At 61.6% G+C, this 17,479-nt stretch carries 15 protein-coding genes; 4 read left to right on the top strand and 11 right to left on the bottom strand.

Going from position 1 to position 17,479, the window contains the following annotated elements:
* Nucleotides 1–151: 151 nt before the first annotated feature.
* The 3 genes from H2LOC_RS16590 to H2LOC_RS16580 form a co-directional block, all read right to left on the bottom strand.
* Entirely contained in the window at nt 152–1,030 is an 879-nt protein-coding gene (locus H2LOC_RS16590; protein ID WP_246206868.1) for a lytic transglycosylase domain-containing protein, read from the bottom strand.
* 93 nt (nt 1,031–1,123) lie between these two features.
* Complete coding sequence (locus H2LOC_RS16585; RefSeq protein WP_136497874.1) at nt 1,124–1,456, bottom strand: hypothetical protein; 333 nt, start codon at nt 1,454–1,456, stop codon at nt 1,124–1,126.
* A gap of 152 nt (nt 1,457–1,608) precedes the next feature.
* Nucleotides 1,609–2,646, bottom strand: coding sequence for an AI-2E family transporter (locus H2LOC_RS16580; protein WP_136497875.1), 1,038 nt, complete (start codon nt 2,644–2,646; stop codon nt 1,609–1,611).
* 257 nt (nt 2,647–2,903) lie between these two features.
* Between H2LOC_RS16580 and hpnA the strand changes: the two genes are divergently transcribed.
* Nucleotides 2,904–3,974: a hopanoid-associated sugar epimerase gene (gene hpnA, locus H2LOC_RS16575; RefSeq protein WP_136497876.1), complete on the top strand. Its 1,071-nt coding sequence runs from the start codon at nt 2,904–2,906 to the stop codon at nt 3,972–3,974.
* A gap of 148 nt (nt 3,975–4,122) precedes the next feature.
* Here the strand turns inward: hpnA and hpnK are convergent, their stop codons facing one another.
* The 8 genes from hpnK to H2LOC_RS16535 all read right to left on the bottom strand — a co-directional run bounded on the left by hpnK (nt 4,123) and on the right by H2LOC_RS16535 (nt 11,996).
* Nucleotides 4,123–4,986: a hopanoid biosynthesis-associated protein HpnK gene (gene hpnK / locus H2LOC_RS16570; protein WP_136497877.1), complete on the bottom strand. Its 864-nt coding sequence runs from the start codon at nt 4,984–4,986 to the stop codon at nt 4,123–4,125.
* Between the two features lie 4 nt (nt 4,987–4,990).
* On the bottom strand, nt 4,991–6,160 hold the full coding sequence (gene hpnI, locus H2LOC_RS16565) for a bacteriohopanetetrol glucosamine biosynthesis glycosyltransferase HpnI (protein WP_162009794.1): 1,170 nt from the start codon (nt 6,158–6,160) through the stop codon (nt 4,991–4,993).
* Nucleotides 6,157–6,867 (bottom strand): YkoP family protein, encoded by a 711-nt coding sequence (locus tag H2LOC_RS16560; RefSeq protein WP_136497879.1) that lies wholly within the window; start codon nt 6,865–6,867, stop codon nt 6,157–6,159. Before H2LOC_RS16560 ends, hpnI begins: the two co-directional genes overlap by 4 nt.
* Nucleotides 6,868–6,924: 57 nt before the next feature.
* Nucleotides 6,925–8,190, bottom strand: coding sequence for a class I SAM-dependent methyltransferase (locus tag H2LOC_RS16555; protein ID WP_136497880.1), 1,266 nt, complete (start codon nt 8,188–8,190; stop codon nt 6,925–6,927).
* A 28-nt stretch (nt 8,191–8,218) separates the two neighbouring features.
* Nucleotides 8,219–9,280: an AI-2E family transporter gene (locus H2LOC_RS16550; protein WP_162009793.1), complete on the bottom strand. Its 1,062-nt coding sequence runs from the start codon at nt 9,278–9,280 to the stop codon at nt 8,219–8,221.
* 185 nt (nt 9,281–9,465) lie between these two features.
* The gene (locus H2LOC_RS16545) at nt 9,466–10,395 is read right to left on the bottom strand and encodes a YihY/virulence factor BrkB family protein (RefSeq protein ID WP_136497882.1); all 930 of its coding nucleotides are present in this window, start codon (nt 10,393–10,395) and stop codon (nt 9,466–9,468) included.
* 448 nt (nt 10,396–10,843) lie between these two features.
* Entirely contained in the window at nt 10,844–11,734 is an 891-nt protein-coding gene (locus H2LOC_RS16540; RefSeq protein ID WP_136497883.1) for an isoaspartyl peptidase/L-asparaginase family protein, read from the bottom strand.
* 34 nt (nt 11,735–11,768) lie between these two features.
* The gene (locus H2LOC_RS16535) at nt 11,769–11,996 is read right to left on the bottom strand and encodes a hypothetical protein (protein WP_136497884.1); all 228 of its coding nucleotides are present in this window, start codon (nt 11,994–11,996) and stop codon (nt 11,769–11,771) included.
* A gap of 604 nt (nt 11,997–12,600) precedes the next feature.
* Here H2LOC_RS16535 and H2LOC_RS16530 point away from each other — a divergent pair.
* Genes H2LOC_RS16530 through H2LOC_RS16520 form a run of 3 tightly spaced genes read left to right on the top strand, consistent with a single transcriptional unit; the run spans nt 12,601 to nt 17,410 of the window.
* Nucleotides 12,601–14,541 carry a PrkA family serine protein kinase gene (locus tag H2LOC_RS16530; protein WP_136497885.1) on the top strand — a complete coding sequence of 647 codons (1,941 nt, stop codon included), beginning with the start codon at nt 12,601–12,603 and terminating at the stop codon, nt 14,539–14,541.
* A 32-nt stretch (nt 14,542–14,573) separates the two neighbouring features.
* Nucleotides 14,574–15,884 (top strand): YeaH/YhbH family protein, encoded by a 1,311-nt coding sequence (locus H2LOC_RS16525; protein WP_136497886.1) that lies wholly within the window; start codon nt 14,574–14,576, stop codon nt 15,882–15,884.
* On the top strand, nt 15,881–17,410 hold the full coding sequence (locus tag H2LOC_RS16520) for a SpoVR family protein (protein WP_136497887.1): 1,530 nt from the start codon (nt 15,881–15,883) through the stop codon (nt 17,408–17,410). The genes H2LOC_RS16525 and H2LOC_RS16520 overlap by 4 nt, the downstream gene beginning before the upstream one ends.
* Nucleotides 17,411–17,479: the final 69 nt, after the last annotated feature.

The following is a 17,479-nucleotide window of genomic DNA, read 5'->3' as shown; positions in this document are numbered from 1 at the left end:
TTCGAGACCCGCTTGCGACGCTTTCTTTCGAAAGCCCGCCTCGGCCCTTTTGCGCGCCTGCCCGCAAAGAGCTATCTGTAAGTTCTTCGAGAGTTTTCCAGCTTGGCGGCTTTCGTCCCGGAGCCCGTGGCGCCGGCGCATGGCCCAAAGGCTACGTCCTCGAAGCGATCCGCTCACGGGCGTGGCGATGGGCCATCTGGCGCCACTTTGCGTAGACGCGCTCTTTCATCGCCCGGATGCGGGCTTCGTGCATCGCCCAGAAACGATCCGATCCGGAAAGGCCGGCGAAACGCAGCGCTGTCGGCCGCGGCGATTTGCGCTCGGCGGTTTTTATTTCGATCGACCGCCGCGGCTGTTCGACATTAAGCCGAACCGACGCCGGGGCGACAGGGCTCCTCGCGCCCAATGAAGAGCCGATGCGCTTGAGATAGTCTTTGGCGCGAGCGCAATATTCGACCGACCGCGCCGTCATGCGCTCTTCGCCATGGCCGGCGCGATATTTCATCAGGGTCCGGCACAGATCCCCCTCGGCGAGACGCCACGCCTCGGCGAGATAGGCCACTCCATATCGGACATTGGCCCCAGGCGTCGCCAACTCCCGGTTCGTGCCCCGAAAGCCCAGCATGGCCGCGGTTTGCGGCCGCACCTGCATCAAGCCGACCTCGCCGACGTCGCCGGAGGCTTCGGGGTTGAAGCCGCTTTCCACAAAGGCCACCGCATATGCGAGATCTGCGGGCATGGCTGCGGCGCCGGCCTCCCGGTGGATGAGCTCGAAATAGGAATCGCCGCCGTCCGGCGAAGGGCTTGGGGGATCGAGGAGGTTGGTAGATCCGGCCGGAGCGCAGGATGAATTCGTCCCAGGCGCCGACGTGCGGAACGGCCAGGGCGGATCGATCGAACTTTCCTTCATCGGGGAAACGGCGTCCTGATCGACGGTCGGAGAGCCGGGCGAAAAGACGCAGACGACGGCGAAGAGAACAACGACCCGGGGCGATCCGCGAAGCAACCGCTTTGCGCCAGTCGGAAGCATGACTTCGTCCCCCGTTGCGACAAGGAACGAAAGTTGGGCCGGTTTTAAGGTTCCGGTCCAGTGCTATTTGGAGTTAGCTCCGCCGTCGCCTCGTCAGCCCTGGGCCGGGAAGGGCTTGGCCCGTCGCGGAACCGAAATCGCGCGCTTCTTGTCTTGCTTGCGGCTTTCATTGGCCTTGAGCGATGTTTTGGCCGGTTCCTTTCTATGCGTCTTCTCGATCTTCGCGACCGCGGCTTTGCGCGCATGCGCTTCCTTCATCGCACGCGCCGGATGGCGGCCGCTGTTGGATATCTGCAAAAGAGTCCGCTCGGGGCTGGTTTCCAGCGCCACCGAAATAGCGACGTAGCCGAATGCCGCCAGAAGGATGACGCTGACCAGCCACACTACGCAGACGGCGAGCCCGAAGGAGTCCCGAACATCGTCCATATGCATGGTTCGATTTGCGGTTTCTTCGTCGGCCCCTGCGACGACCCTGTGGAGAGACCAGCCATTCCCTATCGCGGTTGTTCAACTGGCTCGCCCCTTGCGCCGTTCCGACGCTGGAGCGTTTTCGAGCGAGGCGGGCGCCGCTCGCGGTCTTACTCTATGTTTTGTTCCGCGGCTTCCGGCTCGCCGGGCAATGGCGCAGGCTCGCCGAGCGAATCACGCACGTAAAGCTTGGTGACGAGCACAAACAGGATCACCGTAATCGGCGCGGCGAAGATCGTTCCGGAAACACCCCACAAGGAGCCGATCGCAAGAATGCTCATCAACATGAGCGCAGGCGGGATGAAAACCATGCGCCGCTGGATGATCGGCATCACGACCTGGCCTTCGGCCTGGTGGATGAGGACATAGGCTGTCAAAGTCCACAGCACCGCCGTCGAATTGAGCGTGATTGCGACCAGCACCGCAGGCACCGCTGCGACGATAGGGCCGAGATAGGGAACGAATTCGGCGACGCCCGCGATCACGCCGAGCGCCAAAGGCGAAGGCAATCCGATCATCCACACCGCAAGGCCCGAGAGCACGCCGATGATCAGCATTTCGAGAAGCTGTCCCAGCATCCACAGGCGCAGGCCCTGGGCGAGATGGTCCAGCGTCTCATCGGCGTTTTCACGCCACTGAGGCGGAAACAATTTGCCGAACCCGGTCAGGTAAAGCGCCGGCTGCGCGGCGAGGTAGACGCCGGCGAAGACCGTCACCACGACCGCCACGAGAAAGGCCGCGCTGATATGGAAGAGGCCTCCGATCAACTGCCCCACCGGCACATTCTGTCCCTGAAGATGACTGAGGACGGTCTTGCCGATCTGCGAATTGTTCATCGACTGCGTGATGGTCTGCTGGGCTTCCTCGACGCGCCGCATCACTTCCTGCATTTCGAAGCCGACGCCGGTCCCGAACAAATAGGCCGCCTCGAACAATACCGCTGCGACGACGAGGCCGGAGGCGACGAGCGCCACGGATCTCGGCAGCCGCAACCTTATGAACGGCTCGGCCACGAGGCTGAGCAAAGTGGCGATCAGCACCGCGCCGACGGCGATCAGCACGACGTTGAACAGATGCCAAACCAGGAACGGAATTAGCGCGAGACCGATGAAGATCGCCGCTCTCTTCGAAAACTCTGCGGTGTTCATGGAAATCTTCCGCTCGCCCGCGCACAATCGGAAAGTCGGCCCGGCGGGCAGCGCAAGAAAGGGCCGCGCCTTGTAATGCTCCGCCGCCATGTTGGTTCCGCGGCGCCTGAGGAGGTGGAATTACGGGTTTCAGGACTCCTCGTACATCTCCTAGGTAGGCATTCCACGCCGGCTCCTTATGTTGTTCTTACGGGGGTTTATGTTCGTCCGACCTGGCGCGGCGGCCCTTTTGGAAAAATGATCTGGGGCGGGATTAGATGCACGCTGGAACGACGGTCTTCATTACGGGAGCAACCGGATTCCTGGGTTCGGCGCTGCTCCGCCAACTCGTCAGGCGCGGTTGCGTCGTAAACGCGCTCGTCCGCCGGAACAGTCGTCGGGACCAACTGCCGGAAAACGGGGTTCGTTATTTCGAGGGAGACCTGCTCGATCGAAGCAGCGTGGCGAGAGCCGTCGCGGGCTCGCGCTATGCTTTCCACGTCGCGGCGGATTACCGCCTGTGGGCGCTCACGCCTCGGGAGACCCGCGTCACGAATGTCGAGGGCGCCCGGATCGTCATGCAGGAAGCGATGCGCGCCGGAGTAGAGCGCGTCGTCTATACGAGCAGCGTCGCCACTCTGGGCCGCAGCGGGCGGGACGACATCGCCGACGAGTCCATCCTCGCCAACGAGGAACAAGCCATCGGCGCTTATAAGCGCAGCAAGATCGCAGCAGAGCGTCTCGTGCTCGAAATGATCGAGCATGAAGGGCTCCCCGCCGTCGTCGTCAATCCTTCGACGCCGGTGGGACCGCGAGACATCCGGCCGACTCCGACGGGCCGCCTCGTTCTCGAAGCCGCCGCTGGACGAATCCCCGCTTTCGTCGACACCGGCCTCAACCTGCTGCATGTCGAGGACGCCGCGATGGGACATCTCGCGGCGCTGGAACGCGGCAAAATCGGCGAACGCTATATACTCGGCGGACAGAATGTACTGCTTTCGAGATTGCTGCACGATATCGCGGAGATGACGGGCCGGCGCGGTCCGTGGTTCCGCATGCCGTGGTATTCGGCGTTGCCGATCGCCTGCGGAGCCGAAGCGCTCGCATGTTTTACCCGCCGGGAACCTCTCGCGACCATCGCCGGAGTCCGAATGGCGCGACAGCGGATGTTCTTTACGAGCGCCAAGGCCGAGCGTGAACTCGGCCTGCGCCCGCGGCCTTACAGCGAAGCGTTGCGGGACGCCGTGGGCTGGTTCCGGGCGGCCGGCTATCTGAGCGACGCGCCCCTCGCGCGCCTATCCCTCGAGCGGAATGCCTCAAGGGAAGCGAAATCGCGCCAGATTTTTTAGAGCATGCTCCCAAAAAATGCGACGCGGTTTTTGGAACGGAACATGCTGCGTCAATGACCTTGGAGCGCGGCCCCCGCGCAAAAGCCCGCTGCTTTTGCGCAAATGCGTTCGGATCCTTCGCGGTCGGCTGATCCTGCGCAAAGAGGGGCTAACGACGGTTGGCGAGGCGGAATCCGGATTCCTCCAGCGCTCCGGCCGTATCGGGAGCGAGCAGCGCATCGAGTTCGGCCTCGTATTCATAGCCTGCCGCGCTTCCGGCGAAACGGGAGCTCGTCGCGGGATGACAGTAGATCTCGTTCCATCCGGGCGCCATGGCTCGAATAAGCGCGGCCATCCTTCGTCTGTCGAAGGCGCCCGACCAGCGCCGGCCGTAAACGGCGTCCGGAACCAGCAGACCCGCCCGCATCGCTTTTCTCTTCAGCGCAAGCGCCCAGACCTCGAACAGGAAATCGGCGGGCGCGAAGGGCAGCTTCTCGCATTTCGCCAATATCGCCCGGGGTTCGCAGGGAACCCGGAGAACGCGCATGCCGAAGCGCGACCCCACTGAAAGAATCATGTCCGCGACAATCGGGTGAAGCAGAAAATGCTTATGCGCATCGACATGGGAAAGGGCGAGCCCGCTACGCTCGAATAATTCGAACTGGGCGGTTATTTCCGCCACGAGCTGGCGGCGCGTTTCTCTGCCGAGAGCGATGTCGACGCCAAAACGGACGAGATCGCGCCGCAGGTTTCCCGTGGCGTCGACCAGGGCTGGAATGAGATTTGGTGCAAGCGCCGGCTTTCCTTCGACGGCGACGACATGAAGCCCCACAGCGAGTTCCGGCAATTTACGCGCTCTTGCGATTGCGTCCTGCGCCGCCGCCGCGCCCACCATGAGGCTCGCCGCGGTAAGGAAGCCGCGCCGGTGCGCCGCTTCGACGGCTTCATTGACCTCCATGGCGAGCCCGAAGTCGTCGGCGGTGGTCGCCAGACGCTTGCATGGAGGCCTCCCCTGCGGCGCGCCCGACCTCATCGCGTCACGCCTTCCGCTGCGACGCGGCGCGGTGGGGAGCCGGTTTTCCTTCCGCGTTCACGCGATAGTCGAAACCTCTCCAGGTTACGATCTCGCCAAAGAAGCTTACCGCATAGATCGCGAATGAAAGCGCATCCCTGAAGGGAATGATCCAATAGGGCTGCGGGCGCAGCCGGAATGCGTATCCAACCGCGAAGCATAGCGCAGCGCGGCACGCCAGCGCGAGGACAGCCAACAGATCTCCGAATTCGCAGCCCAAAACGAGGCTGAGCAGAGCGAGCGCGAAAGGGTGGGTTATGAAGGTTCCGGCGTAGCCGATCGGATCGAGGCTCCTGATCGTGCGCGCCACGCGCATCTCCTGCGACAGCAAGCCGCGAAAGCTGTCGATCGAACACATATGTCCTACGGTGAACGCGCCGACGGAGACCTCTTTTCCCGCCGACCGCACGGCGGCGCCTATGGCGTAATCGTCGGCGAGTCGATCCGCGAAAGCCTCGAACCCGCCGAAGCCGCGCAACACGCTCTTGCGAAGGGCGATGGTCGAACCGAAGCAGGGTTGCGCCAGACCGAAACTCACCGCGAAAATCGCGCTCGGCAGAAAATGGCCGTTGATGGCGAGGGCGGCATATTCCGACCACCCTTCCTTGGCTGCGACGCCATGATAAAGGCAGGTCACCGCCCCCACATTGGGCCGATGCAGTTGCGACACCACTCTTGCGAGATAATCGGGCTCGACCTCTATGTCGCTGTCGGCGATCACGAGAATATCATGCCTCGCCGACGGCAACATGTTCGCGAGGTTCGACACTTTCCTGTTTCGCCCGTGTTCGGCGGCGTTCACTATCAGTTCGATCTCGAAGGCCTGAGCCCCGACGATAGGCGCGATCTGGCCGGCGGCGGGATCGGCGACATCGCGCACGCCGCAAACCACCTGGACCTCGCCGCGGTAGTTCTGCATGCAACAGGAACGGACGCGGCGCAGCAGGCCGGGCTCCGCCCCGTGCAGCGGCTTCAGCACCGTGACCGGCGCAGCGATCTCTTCGAAGCTCTCCTCTCTTGGAAAGCGAAGCACCATGATCGCTGCAAGGGAAAGATAAAGGCATCCGAGGATCGCGCAAGCGGCGAAGCCGTCGCCGATCAGAACCACGATCTGCGGATTGGACAGCGCAGTCACAGCGAGCGCCGCAATGCAGCGTCGCCTACTCTTCCCGTTTTCTCTTCCCTCTCGCCTCCAGAGCGGCCCGATGGCGGATATCGTCGCTGCAGCGCCTGCCGCGAAAGAAAAGTCCGGGTGCGGTCGCGCGCGAGCGTATCGCGCCGCAGCGTTTTCGGATTGCGCATGAAGACGAGCATTGAAACAAGGATATTTTCGCCGAAGATATGCAGGCGTTCGGCGATCGTAGGCGCGACCTGGCGAGGGATATGCTCAAAGCCGTAAGCGGAGGCGATTCGCGCAAGCTGCGCGATCCGGCTTCTCGAAGCGAAAACGAGATTGCCGCGGATCGCCTTCACATCGTTCAGATCTTCGCGCTTTTCGAGATGATCCGCGAGTTCGGCGAGCGAAAAATCGATCTGGCCGTTCAAGCGGCGGATGAAGCCCATGGTCGGGCCCTGGTCGCCCGTGGACGGAACATGTTCGTTCCAGATGTGAAGATCGATGAGCCGCTCGCCCGCCCGCACGAGAGTCCCGTCTCCCAGCATAATGGCTTCGTCGCTCGCGATCAGTTGAATGCGAAAAACGCAACGCGATGAATCGGAATATTCGACTACGCCGAGTCTCTCGCGCAGACGCCGATCGAGAACGCCGAGAGCGCGTTGGGCCAGAGAATGGCGCAGGCCGGGCGCCGGAGCTCGATGAAGCATGTCTTCGATGCTGTTCATTAGCGAAAGCGACCCATGTAATCCGAACGATCAGGGAAGCAGCGCAACGCAACGCGGTCAATCGTTGTGTGTACTGATGTCTCCGCTCATCGGGGGAGCGGGGTTGAGATCATATTGATATTCCCGCGTCCACGGGCGACTGACGGAATGGCCCTCCAGCGGCTTGCAGGCGAGTATCTGAGCAATCGACAGCCAGCCTCTTTCAAAAGCGTAGGCCATCCCCGCGAGATACGCGCGCCAGATGCGATAGCGTTCCGGTCCTATCAATCTCGTCGCTTCGTCGCGACGCTCTTCGAGACGTTGCGACCACAGTCGTAGTGTCCTCGCATAATGTGGACGCAGATCTTCGACGTCGATTATTTCGAGCCCGGCCGAAGGGATTTCGGCCATCAAACGCGAGAGAGGCGAGATCGATCCTCCCGGAAAAACATATTTCTCTATGAAGCCGCCGCCGGCCGGCCCGGAAGATCGACCGACGGAGGCTCCCGCCACGACGCCGTGGTTGAGAAAGACTCCGCCCGGTCGCAGCAGTTTCGATACAGTGCGAAAATAGTCGGAAAGATTGCGCTCTCCCACATGCTCATACATGCCGACAGAAGCGATCTTGTCGAACTGCATCCCTTTCAGGTCGCGAAAGTCGTCGAGCCTCACTTCGATCGCGGCGCCCGCGCCGATTGCCTTGAATTGCTCCCGGGCGTAGGCGAACTGACGATCGCTGACCGTCACGCCCAACGCCCTCGCACCGTAGCAGCGCGCGGCCCAGCGCAGCAAGCCTCCCCAGCCGCAGCCGACGTCCAGGAAGCTGTCGCCCGGGCGCAGCATGAGCTTGCAGCAGACATGATCGAGCTTTTGCAACTGAGCGGTGTGAATATCCTCCCTTCCGCTACGGAAATAGGCGCAGCTGTAGATCATTCTGTCGTCGAGCCAGAGCCGATAGAAATCATTCGAGAGATTGTAGTGATAGGCGGCGTCGGCCGCTTCCTTCCGGCGCGATCTCGGAAAAGGAATGAAACGCGCGAGGCCTCGGGCGCGCGCCAGGAAGGAGAGGGTCTCCAGGCTTTCCGCGAGCCCCGCGCCGGCGTCCACCACTTCCGAAATCGGCCCCTCCGCCTCGATCTCGCCAGCGACATAGGCCCTGGCCAGCTCCTCGAAATTTCCCCTTACGAGCGCTTTCAGGATTGTCGGCGAAGAGATTCTGATGGTCGCCCTGGGCGCATCGACAAAATCATAGCTTTGCCCGTCCCAGAACACGATCCGCAAGGACGGCGGGTCGGGCGCGAGCCTGGATCGAAGATAATGCAGAGCTTTTCGCCGAACGAACATGGCTTCGTTTCCTCCTTCCGTTTTGCGATCACGCTCTCGGCAATGGTTCCTTGCGCCAGGTCGCGAGCGAAACCTTCACGACCAGAAACATGGGCGCGGCGAGTATGACTCCGGGAATGCCGAAGAGGGCTCCGCCGGCCAGAAATGCGAAGATGATCGCCACGGGATGAAGTTGCGCCGCAACGCCCAGCACCAGAGGACCGAGCAGCTGGTCGATGGAAAGACGAAGAACGGCGACATAGACGGCGTAGCCGATGATCGGTCCTATGCCCGTGGCGTGACGAATGGCGACGAGTCCTGCGATCAGCGCGGATGCCGCCGGCCCTACGACGGGGACCATTTCGAGCAGTCCGGTCAGGAGCGCGAGGAAAGCAGCGTGGCGGATGCCGAGCATCAGCCCCAGTCCGGCATAAGCCGCCAGCGTCGCATAGATGACGACGATCACGACGCCTATGAAGTAACGCCTCAGAACCGGATCGAGTCGCCGGAGCGTTTCCGCGACCAGCGGCCGCCGTTCGGGCGGCGCCAGCCAGATCAGTCCGGCCATGATGCGCCGTCCGCTCAGGAGCAGATAGAACAGCAGCACGCAGGTCAGAAACATGCCGAACAGGCCGGCGAAGCCGACGCCGCCGAGGGCGAGAACGCGTTCCGGCTGTTCGATCCATGAACGAACGCCGTCCGTCGCCGCTTGCGCAATTTGTTCGGCGTTCATGCTCTGGCCAAACAGGCTGACGTTTCCGTCGCCCACAGTGCTCTTGGCCAGAATTTCGAAAGTGTGACGCATGTCCGTCACGAGGCGGGCGAGCTCCCGCGCGAGAGGCGGCGCTCCGAGCAGGCCCAGCGCCGCAAGGGCGCCGACAATGACGAGAAACACCGCCACAGTCGCCGCGCCATGCGATTTTCCGCGCCCAAGGCGATCGACCAGAGGCGTGCACAGGAAAGCGACCAGACCGGCGATGACGAATGGCAGGAGAATCCATTGCAGTTCATGCAGCACGACTGCGCCGACGATCAAGGCGATCCACAGCGAAACGAAATGCGGCTCTTCTGCCCGCGGGGCGACTGCCTGGCGCTCGGCCCTTCCGCTCATGGACGAATCCGATCTCTCTTGCGGAGATGGTTCTTCCCTCATGCGCCGAGGCTCGCGATCGACATGGGCTGCCTTTCGGAAACGCCCGCCATTGTCGGAGTAACAGGGAAAGCGCCCCTTGGTTCCAACATCGCCGAGGCGTGGGCCCTCGGGATTGAAACGTAATCTCTTCGAACCCGCTTCTTTCAGATTCGCGAAGCCTGACGTTCGTGATCCTGCTGCGGCCGCCGTTCGATCACCGCGTCGATTTCACCGCCCAAAAGAAGCACGACATTCGATATCCAGACCCAGATCATGAAGCCGATCACGGCGCCGAGCGATCCGTAGGTTTCGTTGAAACGGCCGAAATGCTCCGCATAGAAGGTGAACAGCAGGGACACGATGATCCAGCCTATTCCCGCAAAGGCGCCGCCCCAGCTGATCCATCGCCAGCGCGCATGCGTCCGGTCGGGCCCGAAGCGATAAAGGAAGGCCACGGCGATGCAGAAGACTATGAGCATCAAAGGCCATCTCGAGATATTGACCAACTTCATGATCTCGTCCGGCGCGCCCAGATGCGACAGCAACGGCGGCAGCCCGATCATCACCGCGATCGCGGCCGACACGAAAACAATGCCGAGCAAAGTGAAAACCAGCGAAATTGCGTTCAGGCGAAAAAAGCCTCTGCTTTCACGCTCCTCGTAAACGACGTTGAGGGCGTCGAAAATCGCCTTCGTGGCCGCATTGGCGCTCCACAGCGAAACAAGAAAGCCTACGATGGAAGCAAAGCCGAGCGTCGCGCTTCCCTGCGCCGCCACACGCTTCAGCTGCTCGTCGACCACGGAGATTGCGCCGCTGGGCGCTACTTTGGAGAGCGCCTGCAGATGCGCCGCTATCGTGTTTGGATCGGAAAACAGCGAATAGACCGCAACGAGAGCCGCGATTGCCGGAAACAGAGCGAAAAGCGCGAAAAAGGAGACCCCGCCCGCGATCGACAACAGCCTGTGATCGAAAATATTATCGAAGGTTCGCCTGGCGACGCCGGCCCATCCGAGCCTCGGGCCCGGCGCCGCTCCCTCGGCGGCGGGCCTTCCCGGGGAAGAAGCGACAGAACTCCGTTTCGATGCGAGGTTCATGGGGCGAGCCTCTTTGTGTCGGAGATCTGCGCCGATTTGCGAACCGTCAGCCGAGCTCGGACCTCGACCATTTCTTCAATTTTTTCAGCGGCGGAGCGACAGACTCCGTCTGTTCGGTCGACTGGGTCCCATAGGACGCGATCGATTCCGCGGTCGCGGCGCTATCCGCCGCCGCCGGATCCACCACGCATTTTTTGGGAATGAATCGTCGGGAGTCGACTCGCCTCTGACCAGAGTCGGCCATGACTACCCTCCAGCCACACGCGCGGAAACGCGCGCCGCCAAAATCCAAAGCTTTGAACAAGCGGGTTTCCGCTTCGGAGCCATCGCGCTCATCGGCATGACATCCCGCCGTATCCGTCCGCAAGAGTCATTTAGACGAAAAGCGCAGGCGAACAAGCGGCCTGCGCCACGTACGCATTGACCGCGAATTTCAGTTCCGGCGCGGTTACTCAGATTTCATCCGAACGACGATCTCGCCGTTTTCGATCTTTGCGAAGAGCATCCCCGGAGTCGAATGGGCTTGCGCGCAACGGCCGTGGCGGTCGACGAGGATGAAGCCGCCGACTCCTCCAATCCTGTCGACGAGATAGCGCAAGGTCTCGCGAGCGGCGTCAAGGGCCTGCATATTGCGAAACTCTATGTTGAACGCGGCCATTCTGGCGAGGGAGGTTTTGATGAAATGCTCGCCCGCGCCCGTGCACGAGACTGCGCAGCTCGCATTGTCGGCGACGGCGCCGGCCCCGATAATCGGAGAATCGCCTACCCGGCCTCCGAGCTGGCCGGCGAGGCCGCCCGTGGAGGTCGCGGCGGCGAGATCGCCCCATCGATCGCGTGCGACCGCGCCGACCGTGCCCATCGGCGTTCCCGCGTCGTCTGCGCCGCGTCGCTTTATGGCCGCAAGCTCGCGGACGCGCCTTTCAGTCAGGAAATATTCCGGCCTTTCAAAAAGCGCGCCCTGGGCGCGGCCGAAATTCTCCGCCCCGGTTCCGATCAAGAGGACGTGAGGAGTTCTTTCCATGACGGCCCGGGCCAGCAGAACCGGGTTCTTCACGCCGCGAACCCCCGCCACGGCGCCGGCGGCGAGATTGCGCCCGTCCATGATCGACGCATCGAGGCGAACCTCGCCTTCGGCGTCGAGCACGGCGCCGCGGCCGGCGTTGTAGAGCGGATCGTCCTCGAGCAGGGCCACGCAGTGGGAGACGGCGTCGAGGGCCGATCCCCCGCTCGCGAGGAGGCGCGCGCCGGAGTCGACAATGCGCCGCAATGACTCCGCATAGCCGTCGCTCGGGAGGAGAGCGCCGGCCCCGCCATGGATCGTCAGGGAAAAATCGTTCACGCCACAGCCCCCGCGCGTTCCGACGCTGGCGCGGCTATGTGAGATCGACGGTTACGGCGTCGAGAGGCGCGCCGCGCTCCGCGCGCCAATGTCCCACTCCTCTCTCCACTTCCTGCATATAGTCGAGTCCGAGCTGATCTGCGAGATGGCCTAGATCGGAGATCAGATCGGAGATCGCATCGGCCTTATTGCAGCCAAAACAGCGCTCGAAATTCTCGAGAGCCTTTGTCGCGCAGGATAGGTGATCTTGTGAATGCGTCATGCTTACCTCGAACGCTCCGTCATCTGGCGCCGTCTAAATCGCCGGTCTCCCACCGGCGCCCATCCATGCGACAATGCGCGGGATATTTCGGCGCCGAAAAGCTTCGGTCTCCGCTTCTGCAGCGGCGAGCGGCGCACCCTGGCCGCTCCTTCCCCAAAGAGGCGTGGACGCCTGCAACTCCACGCTTTCCTTGCAGAAGCGAACATCCAGGGTGCTCCTGAATTGGAGCACAAGGCCCGCGCCCGGCAAATTGCGTAAAGTACGCAAACAGCGACTAAGGCTCTGATTGAACCTGAGCACGATGGAGTCGAAAGGACTGAATGGTCCAAACATTGCGTCTTTTTGAGACGAACGCGCCGGGGCGGGCATTCCGGGGAAATCGGCGCACAAAGAAAAAATCGCGTCGGATCGATGAATTTTGCACCGGGTTCATCGCGAAGGCCCGTCTACTGTCGCGGCGAACCGAATTAACCGAGCTGCCCCAGTTTCTCCGAGTGCCGGCTTGGCTAATGCGTGCGCGCTACTCATATGACTCAGGGAGAAGGAGGCTGCGGGAAGACCTCCTCTTGGAGTGAAAAACTCAACTTCAATAAGTGGCGGTGTGATGACAGCAGACGTATTTGCGCAATTCGCAAGGTCGTACGAAGAGCGTCGCTCGATCGAGATGCCGCTCTCGGCTTATCTCGACCTTTGCCGTGAGAACCCCAAAGTCTACGCCACCGCGGCCGAGAGAATTCTCGACGCGATCGGCGAGCCGGAGCTCATCGACACTTCGAAGGACCAGAGGCTCGGTCGGATCTTCATGAACCGGACGATCCGTATCTACCCGGCCTTCGCGGAATTCTACGGGATGGAAGAGACGATCGAACGCATCGTCAGTTTCTTTCGTCACGCCGCGCAGGGTCTCGAGGAACGCAAGCAGATTCTCTATCTGCTCGGGCCGGTCGGCGGGGGCAAATCCTCCCTCGCCGAAAGGCTGAAGATTCTCATGGAGCAGAACCCGATCTATGTGCTGAAGGCGGGGCAGGAGATCAGCCCGGTCTTCGAAAGCCCGCTCGGCCTGTTCGATCCGGCGACCGCCGGCGCCATGCTGGAGGAAAAATACGGCGTCCCCCGCCGAAGGCTGACAGGCCTGATGAGCCCCTGGTGCCTGCGCAGGCTCGACGAATTCGGCGGAGACATAACGCGCTTCACGGTGGTCAAGCTCACGCCGTCACGGCTGCGCCAGGTCGCAATCGCCAAGACCGAGCCCGGCGACGAGAACAACCAGGACATTTCCTCGCTCGTCGGTAAGGTGGACATACGCAAGCTGGAGGACTTCGCCCAGGCGGACCCGGACGCCTACAGCTATTCCGGCGGACTCAACCGCGCCAACCAGGGCCTGCTCGAATTCGTGGAGATGTTCAAGGCGCCGATCAAAATGCTGCATCCGCTCCTGACCGCGACTCAGGAGGGCAACTATATCGGGACGGAAAATATCGGCGCCATTCCGTTCTCGGGCATAGTGATGGCGCATTCCAACGAATCTGAATGGCAGAGTTTCCGCTCCAACCGCAACAATGAGGCGTTCATAGACCGCATCTATGTGATCAAGGTTCCTTATTGCCTGCGCGTGTCTGAGGAGGAGAGGATATATGAAAAGCTCCTGAAGACCTCGGAACTCGCCAGCGCCAGCTGCGCGCCGGGAACTCTGGAGATGCTGGCTCAGTTCACGGTGCTTTCGCGGCTGAAGCCGCATGAGAACTCCAATCTGTTCTCCAAAATGCGGGTCTACAACGGCGAAAGCCTGCGCGAGGTCGACCCGCGCGCAAGAAGCATGGTGGAATATCGCGAAACCGCCGGAATGGACGAAGGAATGGACGGCCTCTCCACCCGCTTCGCCTTCAAAGTTCTGGCTGCGACGTTCAACCACGACACGGTGGAAGTCGCCGCCGATCCGGTGCATCTTATGTATGTGCTGGAGCAGAGCGTGCGTCGTGAACAACTGCCGCCCGAGACCGAGAAGCGCTATCTCGAGTTCACCAAGGCGGAGCTCGCGCCCCGCTACGCCGAATTCATTGGAAACGAGATTCAGAAAGCCTATCTCGAATCCTATGTGGATTACGGCCAAAACCTGTTTGACCGCTACATCGACTACGCCGACGCCTGGATCGAAGATCAGGATTTCAAGGACCCGGATACGGGGCAAATGCTGGACCGGGAGCTGCTCAACCAGGAGCTGACCAAGATAGAAAAGCCCGCCGGCATCGCAAACCCCAAGGATTTCCGCAATGAGGTGGTCAAATTCGCACTGCGTTGGCGCGCCGCCAACGGGGGCCGCAATCCCTCCTGGAACAGCTACGAAAAGATAAGAGACGTCATCGAAAAGCGAATGTTCTCGCAGGTCGAGGATTTGCTGCCCGTCATCAGCTTCGGCTCCAAGAAGGACACGGAAACCGAGAAAAAACATGGGGAGTTCGTCAGTCGCATGACGACGCGCGGCTATACCGAGCGGCAGGTTCGCCGTTTGGTGGAATGGTACATGCGCGTCAAACAGTCTGGTTGAACCAATCCACGGCAGCTGTGAGACGTAAACGCATGCGCATCGTCGATCGTCGCCTTAATCCGAGCGGCAAGAACTTCGAAAACCGGCAGCGATTCCTGAGGCGCGTGAAGCGCATGGTCGAGCGCGCAGTGCGCGACGCCAGTCGCGAGCGTTCGATCGAAGAACTCGAGAATCCGGGGGAAATCTCTATTCCCGCAGACGGCGTGCGGCAGCCGATCCTCCATCATGGCCCCGGCTCGCGCCGGGACCTGATCCTGCCGGGCAACAGGGAATATGTCGAAGGCGACCGCATCGCACGGCCTCCCGGCGGGGAGGGCGGAGATGGGGCCGCTTCCGGCGCCGGCGGCGGCAAGGGCCAGCAGGACGCTTTCCGCTTCATGCTGACGCGCGAGGAGTTCCTCGATATTTTCCTCGACGATCTCGAATTGCCCGATCTCGCCAAGCGAAGAATCGCGCTGGTGGACAAGGAAGGGCTGAGACGGGCCGGTTACGCCACCACCGGCACGCCCAATAATCTGGCGCTGAACCGGACCATGCGCATGTCCCTCTCGCGAAGGATCGCGCTGGGCCGGCCGAAAGCGGAGACCATCGCGCGGCTGGAAAGCGAGCTCGCGGAAGCCGCGGCGGAGGAAAGCGCGAGCGTCGAAAGCCTGCAAAGCAAGCTCGACGCCCTGCGCAGGCGGCGCAGCCGCGTCGCCTATCTCGATCCGGTGGATCTGCGCTACCGTCGCTTCGAGCGCTTTCCCAAGCCCGTGGCCCAGGCCGTGATGTTCTGCCTGATGGACGTGTCCGGGTCCATGACCGAGCACACCAAGGACATCGCCAAACGCTTCTTCATGCTGCTGCATATTTTTCTCATGCGCCGCTACAAGCGCATCGAGGTCGTGTTCATAAGACACACCGACGAAGCGGCCGAGGTCGACGAAGAAACCTTCTTTCGTTCGGTCGAGACCGGCGGCACCATGGTTTCCTCCGCGCTCGAGGAAATGCTGCGCGTGGTCAAGGACCGCTACGATCCCGCGGACTGGAACATCTACGCAGCCCAGGCGTCCGACGGCGACAATCTCCTCGGAGACAACGACCTCACGCGCGAATTGTTGCAGAGCGCCATCCTGCCGCTGTGCCAGTATTTCGCCTATATCGAGGTGAGGGAATCCTTTCTCGACGAAGCCAATCCGTTCGAAGGCGGGCAAAGCTCGCTATGGACGGCCTATGCCCCTCTCCAGAAGGAGGGAGGCAAATTCCAGATGAGACGCGTGTCGCGGCGGGAGCGCATCTATCCCGTGTTCAGGGAATTGTTCCACAGGCGGGAAGCAGGCGCCGCTCATGGTGATCAGGCATGACGGCAGGACCGCTGCTTTTCCAAGGCAAGGACTGGAACTTCGAGACGCTCCAGCGAATCTACGACGCGATCGAACCGATCGCCGAGAAGGAGCTCGGGCTCGACGTCTTCCCCAATCAGATCGAGGTCATCACCGTCGAACAGATGCTGGACGCCTATGCTTCGACGGGAATGCCGATCTTCTACAAGCATTGGTCGTTCGGCAAGAGATTCGTCCAGCACCAGACGATCTATCACAAGGGGCTGCAAGACCTCGCCTATGAGATCGTCATCAATTCAAATCCCTGCATAAGCTACATCATGGAAGGCAGCTCGGCGACGATGCAGGCCCTGGTGATGGCGCATGCGGCCTTCGGGCACAACCACTTCTTCAAGAACAACTATCAGTTCCAGCAATGGACCGCGCCGGAAAGCATACTCGACTACCTCGCCTTCGCGCGGAACTACATCTCCACCTGCGAAGAGCGCTACGGCCATGCCGAGGTCGAGCGCCTGCTCGACGCCGCCCATGCGCTGATGGCGCAAGGGGTCGATCGCTCGCCGCACAAGCGGCCGCTCGATCTGCAGCAGGAAGAGAAGCGCGAACGCGACCGCATGCAGGAGCGCGAGCGGGTCTACAACGACCTGTGGAGGACGGTGCCGGGCCGCGCGCAGCCGCTCGCCAAAGCCGGCAAGGACCGGCAGCGCGCGATGCTCGGCCTGCCTCAGGAGAATATTCTCTATTTCCTCGAAAAAGCAGCGCCGCGGCTGAAGCCCTGGCAGCGCGAAGTGCTTCGGATCGTCCGGCTGATTGCCCAATATTTCTATCCGCAGCAGCTCACCAAGGTCATGAACGAGGGCTGCGCGACCTATTGCCACTACAGGATAATGACGCGCCTTCATGAAACCGGCAGAATCACGGACGGAAGCTTTCTCGAGTTCCTTCATTCGCACACCGGCGTCATCCGCCAGCCCATGTATTACGAGCCTTCATATGGCGGCGTGAATCCTTATGCGCTCGGGTTCGACATGATGCAGGATATCGCGCGCATCGTGCGCGATCCGACCCCGGAGGACAAAGTCTGGTTCCCTGATCTCGCCGGAACCGGCGACGAAATGGCCGCGCTCCGCGACGTTTGGGCCAATTATCGCGACGACAGTTTCATCGCGCAGTTTCTCAGCCCGACCCTCATGCGCAAATGGCGGCTGTTCCATGTCGTCGACCAGAAGGACCTTCCCTATCTCGAAGTCGCGGCGATCCACAATGAAAGAGGCTACCGCGAGCTGCGCCGCCGCCTCGCCGCCGAATATGACGCGCCGGCGCAATCGCCGCACATAGAAGTGGTGGATGTGGATCTCGCGGGAAGCAGAAAGCTCGTCCTCCATCACCAGGTCGTCGAGGGACGCTTCCTCGAGGCCGAAGAAGCCGCTCTGGTGATGAAGCATCTCCAGTCCTTGTGGGGGTATGACGTTCTTCTGCAGGAAGTCGACTCGCGCAAGGGAGACAACATTCTGAAAGAGCACTTCGTCGCCGCCGAGACGAGCTGAGATTTTCGTCGCAAGGCGCGTTCGATTGAAAAACGGAAAGTGCATGCCGCAAAAGTTCGCCAGCTTCTG

It is taken from the genome of Methylocystis heyeri (assembly GCF_004802635.2).
GTDB lineage: Bacteria > Pseudomonadota > Alphaproteobacteria > Rhizobiales > Beijerinckiaceae > Methylocystis > Methylocystis heyeri.
Note: the sequence above shows the minus strand (reverse complement) of the source record. Positions and strands in the feature narration are given on the sequence as shown.

Excerpts from the sequence above, each read along its gene's own strand:
- H2LOC_RS16590 (WP_246206868.1), bottom strand. The coding sequence starts at position 1,030 with ATGCTTCCGACTGGCGCAAAGCGGTTGCTTCGCGGATCGCCCCGGGTC.
- H2LOC_RS16585 (WP_136497874.1), bottom strand. The coding sequence starts at position 1,456 with ATGGACGATGTTCGGGACTCCTTCGGGCTCGCCGTCTGCGTAGTGTGG.
- H2LOC_RS16580 (WP_136497875.1), bottom strand. The coding sequence starts at position 2,646 with ATGAACACCGCAGAGTTTTCGAAGAGAGCGGCGATCTTCATCGGTCTC.
- hpnA (WP_136497876.1), top strand. The coding sequence starts at position 2,904 with ATGCACGCTGGAACGACGGTCTTCATTACGGGAGCAACCGGATTCCTG.
- hpnK (WP_136497877.1), bottom strand. The coding sequence starts at position 4,986 with ATGAGGTCGGGCGCGCCGCAGGGGAGGCCTCCATGCAAGCGTCTGGCG.
- H2LOC_RS16560 (WP_136497879.1), bottom strand. The coding sequence starts at position 6,867 with ATGAACAGCATCGAAGACATGCTTCATCGAGCTCCGGCGCCCGGCCTG.
- H2LOC_RS16555 (WP_136497880.1), bottom strand. The coding sequence starts at position 8,190 with ATGTTCGTTCGGCGAAAAGCTCTGCATTATCTTCGATCCAGGCTCGCG.
- H2LOC_RS16550 (WP_162009793.1), bottom strand. The coding sequence starts at position 9,280 with ATGAGCGGAAGGGCCGAGCGCCAGGCAGTCGCCCCGCGGGCAGAAGAG.
- H2LOC_RS16545 (WP_136497882.1), bottom strand. The coding sequence starts at position 10,395 with ATGAACCTCGCATCGAAACGGAGTTCTGTCGCTTCTTCCCCGGGAAGG.
- H2LOC_RS16535 (WP_136497884.1), bottom strand. The coding sequence starts at position 11,996 with ATGACGCATTCACAAGATCACCTATCCTGCGCGACAAAGGCTCTCGAG.
- H2LOC_RS16530 (WP_136497885.1), top strand. The coding sequence starts at position 12,601 with ATGACAGCAGACGTATTTGCGCAATTCGCAAGGTCGTACGAAGAGCGT.
- H2LOC_RS16525 (WP_136497886.1), top strand. The coding sequence starts at position 14,574 with ATGCGCATCGTCGATCGTCGCCTTAATCCGAGCGGCAAGAACTTCGAA.
- H2LOC_RS16520 (WP_136497887.1), top strand. The coding sequence starts at position 15,881 with ATGACGGCAGGACCGCTGCTTTTCCAAGGCAAGGACTGGAACTTCGAG.